4 protein-coding genes are annotated in these 5,262 nt (G+C 34.5%); all 4 read right to left on the reverse strand.

Going from position 1 to position 5,262, the window contains the following annotated elements:
• The 4 genes from IPK88_11100 to IPK88_11115 all read right to left on the reverse strand — a co-directional run bounded on the left by IPK88_11100 (nt 1) and on the right by IPK88_11115 (nt 4,466).
• The gene (locus tag IPK88_11100) at nt 1–636 is read right to left on the reverse strand and encodes a hypothetical protein (GenBank protein ID MBK8243962.1); all 636 of its coding nucleotides are present in this window, start codon (nt 634–636) and stop codon (nt 1–3) included.
• Nucleotides 637–1,215 (reverse strand): hypothetical protein, encoded by a 579-nt coding sequence (locus IPK88_11105; GenBank protein ID MBK8243963.1) that lies wholly within the window; start codon nt 1,213–1,215, stop codon nt 637–639. It lies immediately after the preceding gene.
• 27 nt (nt 1,216–1,242) lie between these two features.
• Nucleotides 1,243–2,613: an FAD-dependent oxidoreductase gene (locus IPK88_11110; GenBank protein ID MBK8243964.1), complete on the reverse strand. Its 1,371-nt coding sequence runs from the start codon at nt 2,611–2,613 to the stop codon at nt 1,243–1,245.
• Between the two features lie 701 nt (nt 2,614–3,314).
• Nucleotides 3,315–4,466 (reverse strand): aminopeptidase, encoded by a 1,152-nt coding sequence (locus tag IPK88_11115; protein ID MBK8243965.1) that lies wholly within the window; start codon nt 4,464–4,466, stop codon nt 3,315–3,317.
• Nucleotides 4,467–5,262 lie beyond the last annotated feature (796 nt).

The following is a 5,262-nucleotide window of genomic DNA, read 5'->3' on the forward strand; positions in this document are numbered from 1 at the left end:
TTAATTACTTTTAGTGAATACGATATGGTCGAAAGGCATAAAATAATTCGGCAAACAAGATATGGTATTTTCCTTAATGACAAAATCTATACCTTTGAAACTTACTTGCTGCAGGCTTTGTTTTAAAGTGACTTCAAAATAATTATTTTCATTTCCTTCATCCTTTATTAAAGTAGGAATATCTGGATAATATTGATGTTTGAGGAATATTTTGTCACATTTCGTAGCCTCCGGCCTGATAATACCTTCTTGATCTGCTTCATAATCTATGCGCTCATCTTTATGGAAACAAATGCACAGCGCACTTGAAGTCAACATTTTATTTGGGCCTTTAACATGAATTTCTATCGGTCCGTTTTTTTTGGATTGCTGGTCAATTGTAAAATCATTTCCGGGTTCTTTGTCACTGTGAAGTTTTAAAGTATCTCCAATGATGGTATATGTTCCTTTTGCATTTCGATCCGATGCACCATAGCTAAAATAAAAAAGAAAGGTTCCATCCTTTTTAAAAAGAAAACCTGCTGACATTTCCATTTTATTGAATAGATATTCACCATCTAATGTTTTTACATTTTCTTTCATTTGAAATAGAGGATTTAAAGTAACATAAAATAGGACATAAAATAAAGGGTTCATTTATTTGATTTTAACCAATTTTAATTCAGTTGTAATTTTATATTTTTCCTGACCCTTGCCTTCATTGACATCATCAGTTTTAAGTGTCAATATATTGGAAATTAGTTTAGATTCTATCTGGAAATTTCCTTCTGCGTTATCGTAGAATACTTGTTTCGTATGAAGTAGTATATTATTTTTATCATAATTGCAAAGCCAAATAATATTCTCATTGTCGTATTCTCGGGCGATTAGAATTAATGAGCCATTTGAGTTTACACAAACACTATCCACAAAATGATATTTATATAAGGGATCATAGAAAGCATCTATACCTTCTATTTGATAAGCCTTAAATTCAGTGTTCGAAAGTGCGTTCAATTGGTGTAATTTTTCCCGGGCTATTAATTCCAAATAGCTTAGATTGAAAGGTCGGCATTTAGGAATGGATTGGTTTTGTATTTTAGGTTTGATTAGTGTGTCGTTACTAGTATTAAATATTTGATTTAAATTATTTTTTGTATTTCCAAAAACAGGTTTAACACCAAATGCAATTAGCAGAGCGCAAACAGCTACTGACAAATAATTTTTGTAAGTCATATCAGTTTAATTTTTTAAAGTAAAATATTAATCTATGATCTCACTTACTGCATCCAGCCCGGATTGTAATGCACCTTCCATGAATCCTTGCCAATCTGCGAGATGTTCTCCTGCGAAATGAGTATTCATAAAAGCTTGTTTCAAAGTAGGCATGACATCAAACCATTTATCTTTACCATAAAACGCATAGGCTCCATAGGAGAATGGATCTGTACCCCAATAATACATTAGAGAATTTTTAATGAAGGGCTTTACATTTCCAAAAGCCGGTTTAAGTGCATTTAAAATGATTTCCTCGCGTTGATCCTTATGCACTGAAGCTAATGTATCAGCTTTTTCACCGATGGCATAACACATCAATACACCTTGAGTTCCGGGTTGATTTTTAGTGCCATGATAAAAATAATGGGCTGGTGTATCGGTAACCATATCAAAGCTCTCATCTTTCCAAAACCGCTCTGTACATACTATAGGGAATTTACCAATTCTGGCGTATTGCAAAGAATGAATCGCATCTATTTTTTGTGTAGGAAGGACGGGATTCCATTGAATTTGTTTAATGGCAAATGTAGGAATGGTACATATTATTTTATCAGCTTCAAATGTTGAACCATTGGAACATTTAATAACGACTTTTTTTGAAGTAGTTTGATCAATGTTGGTGACTTGATGATTAAGAAGGATATGATTCATTCCTATGGCATCTGCTAATTTGGTAACCAATTTGCCATTTCCTCCTTCTATTTTAAGATCCATTTCATTCTTTTCACTACTTTCTGCATATTCAGCAAATGCACCATAAGCAGAAGTATGTCTAATACTTTCTCCAAAATCGGTGCTGTCTATTAATTCGCGAAGCATCAGATCTCTTTGTTCGAATTGTTGATTGGATAGAAATCGCCACCAATCCATTTTGTCTAATTTCTTTTTGGAGGCTGGTGCAAAACTATTCCATATCAATTCTTTATTGTTCCAAAAATCTTCAAAAGCCTGACTAAAATGCCAATCAGCAGCTTTAGAATATTCACCATTGTAAGTCAAATGAGTGTCGAATCTATTATCCAATAAATTCAAGTCAAATTCTTTACACAATCCTTTTAGAATTTCATGCGATTCGCCGACCCATTCTGCGCCCAATTCAATCACTTGATTACTCGCATCATTAAGTGCATGTGAAAATACCCTTCCGCCAATCCGATTTCTGGATTCTAAAATAGTTACGGCGATTCCTTTCTTTTTGAGTTCATACGCAGCTGCTAATCCAGAAAACCCGGCACCAATCACAATAACTGATTTAGGAAGTTTTTTACTTAATTGTCCTGCCAGTAAGGACTGATGATTGAGCACAATAGCACTACTGGCAACCGCACTATTAATAATAAATTTCCTCCGATCCATATCGATTAGTATTTAACTTGTGGTGGAGTAAAAATAATAAAAAATATTATATTGAGATATTTTTAGCTCATGGCCAAAATATGGAAATAATAAACACATATTGATAACAAAGAGCAAATATGAATTTGAATTTAAATTTGAAAGTTGGGAACTATTTTTATTGATAAAGTTGGGGAGCAAATGGATAAAAGGTGATTTATTTGAAATAAAAATCACCGGTTTCCAAATCCTCCAACTAGTAAATCAAATGTGGCCATCAGAGCTTATGGAATACCTGCTTAAAAGATATTGTTGGATATTTATGTCTTATTGAACAAATAGTTGAATCATAGGCTTCCATGACCTTAGGCACAAGCATAGCACCAGTATCCACGACTATAGGGTAGGTTTGGTATCAACTAAGACAAGAGGGTGGTAGAGGTTTAGATTGATGTTAATACGAAGAACTCCTCATGCCAGTATCGATCCTGCGCGAGAATGGTAAACGGTTTGGATGGTAATCGGTTTAGCTTTTATTCGAATTATTTACCATTCAACCTGATTACCTTTTTACCTGTAAACGGATAACCAGATTACCATTCGAACCGATTACCTTTTTTACCTTTCCCCATGTTACCTGAATACCATTCAAACCGATTACCAGATTACCATTCAAACCCGATTACCTGGTTACCATTCAAACCGATTACCTTGTAATTTAATTACAACCCCAACTTACTTCGAATCGCTTTTGGGATTGCATTTTTGTGAACCATTATGGATATTGTTTTATGTCTGAAATAGGCGTCAGAAGCATAGATGTAGCCGTTTGTTATTTTATTGCTCGTACCCCATGAATTTTTTACGATGTAATATGAAGTTCCGTTTTGGTCCACTGCATTTCCAATAATATGCATACCATGATCGTCGGTTGTTAATAATTGATCGAAGCTATATTGACGATCTTCCTGAGTGACTAATTTTTCTGCTTGTGGTTTTTTCCAAATGGAGTCGCGATACTTCACTTCCATGTCTTCCCATGGAATGGAAGTATTTATAGCTATTCCAAATTCCCTTGAAAATGTTTTTTCACTAACATCAGTAGCCCAAATAACGGAATATCCATTTTCGAGTGCATGATCAGTTATTGTTTTTAATTCATCCAGAGGAACATTATAAAATAAATTTTGGGCCCAGTTATCTGCTACTTCAAGTATGAATGGTTTGTAAAAAGGGTGATGATTGAATGAAGTTATGGCAATATAATCATCCGGATTAATACCGCAACTGTTAACAAAACTGTTTGGAGTATAGGTTTTTCCTTCATAGACAAAATTCTCAGGTGGTGCCCCGAAGTATCCATCCAATGCGCCTTTGAAGACATTTCTCCAATTTGGACTTAATTTGCCATCAGGCAATTTCAGCATGTTATCAAGTATGCCTTTAAGTACAGCCTCCATTTCGAAATGAACAGGTTTGTCTTGTCCAACGGGCATTCCGGAATATACAGATTGTGGTGTTAGGCCATATTTTTTGATGAGATTCATGACATCCCCATTTTCAGCTCCTTGTCCAAAGGCTGTATTGCCTTGTCTTCGCATATACAGGTCAGCCCGATCCAGATATCCTGCCCGTGCAACAAACATTTCACTTAAATCAACAGGTGGTTTGCCCATTCTGATAAGTTCACTTTCTAAAAAAGAATGGGTAGAATAAATCCAGCAAGTACTACTTTTATTTTGGTTTTTAACTGATGTAGATCCGATCAATTTTTTTGTAGTGAATTGATAATCATTAATCTTAGAGGGTAATTCTTGTCCTTCAATATTTATAAGGAAACATTGGAACATGAAAAAGTAAAAATATTTATACATACGATAGCGATTTGATAAAGTAAAGATAATATTTTATCAAATCCCCGATTACCTTATTTTCAACTGTAATGTTTGAATACACTTGGACTGATGACTGATTATCCGATCATCCAATCCTCCAATTACCAAATCCCCAATTACCTGATCACCCGATCACCCGATTACCCGATTACCCGATTACCCGATCACCCAATTACCCAATTACCCGACTACCCGATTACCGATTACCCGATTACCCGATCACCCGATTACCCGATCACCCGATCACCGATTACCGGATCACCCGATTACCCGATTACCGATCACCCGATTACCCGATCACCGACTATTAGCACAACTTACGACATTTCATTTATTTAACAAAAATTTGAAATTTGCTAATAAATAATGACACCTAGGTGTTTTTTTTCGTATATTTGACCTTAGTTTTTTGTGCGTTAAATAAATTATAATTCACAGACAACTAATACATTGTGAAAAGCTTATTAATTAAATTCTTTTATTATATTTAATTTTGAGGCTTTTCTTAGGATTAACCAAACTGAACCTGAATGGTATTGAGATCATTTAAGTGCTTATTCTTTTTCAAAAAGTTCTTTTTGAATCATACCTTTATTGCCCCTTTATTTTTTCAGTTTCTAGTCAAGAGCGGTCTAATAGACCAAATAATTAATCATTTCAAGGTTTTTCTGTTGCAAATTAATTCAAGCAGCGACCAACCCCAAGTCCATAAAAATCGTATTTCAATAATGAGTAGCATGTTCCCAAATACTACTCAAATTCAAGAATTTACAGT

It is taken from the genome of Candidatus Defluviibacterium haderslevense, from assembly GCA_016712225.1.
In the GTDB taxonomy this organism is placed as follows: domain Bacteria; phylum Bacteroidota; class Bacteroidia; order Chitinophagales; family Saprospiraceae; genus Vicinibacter; species Vicinibacter haderslevensis.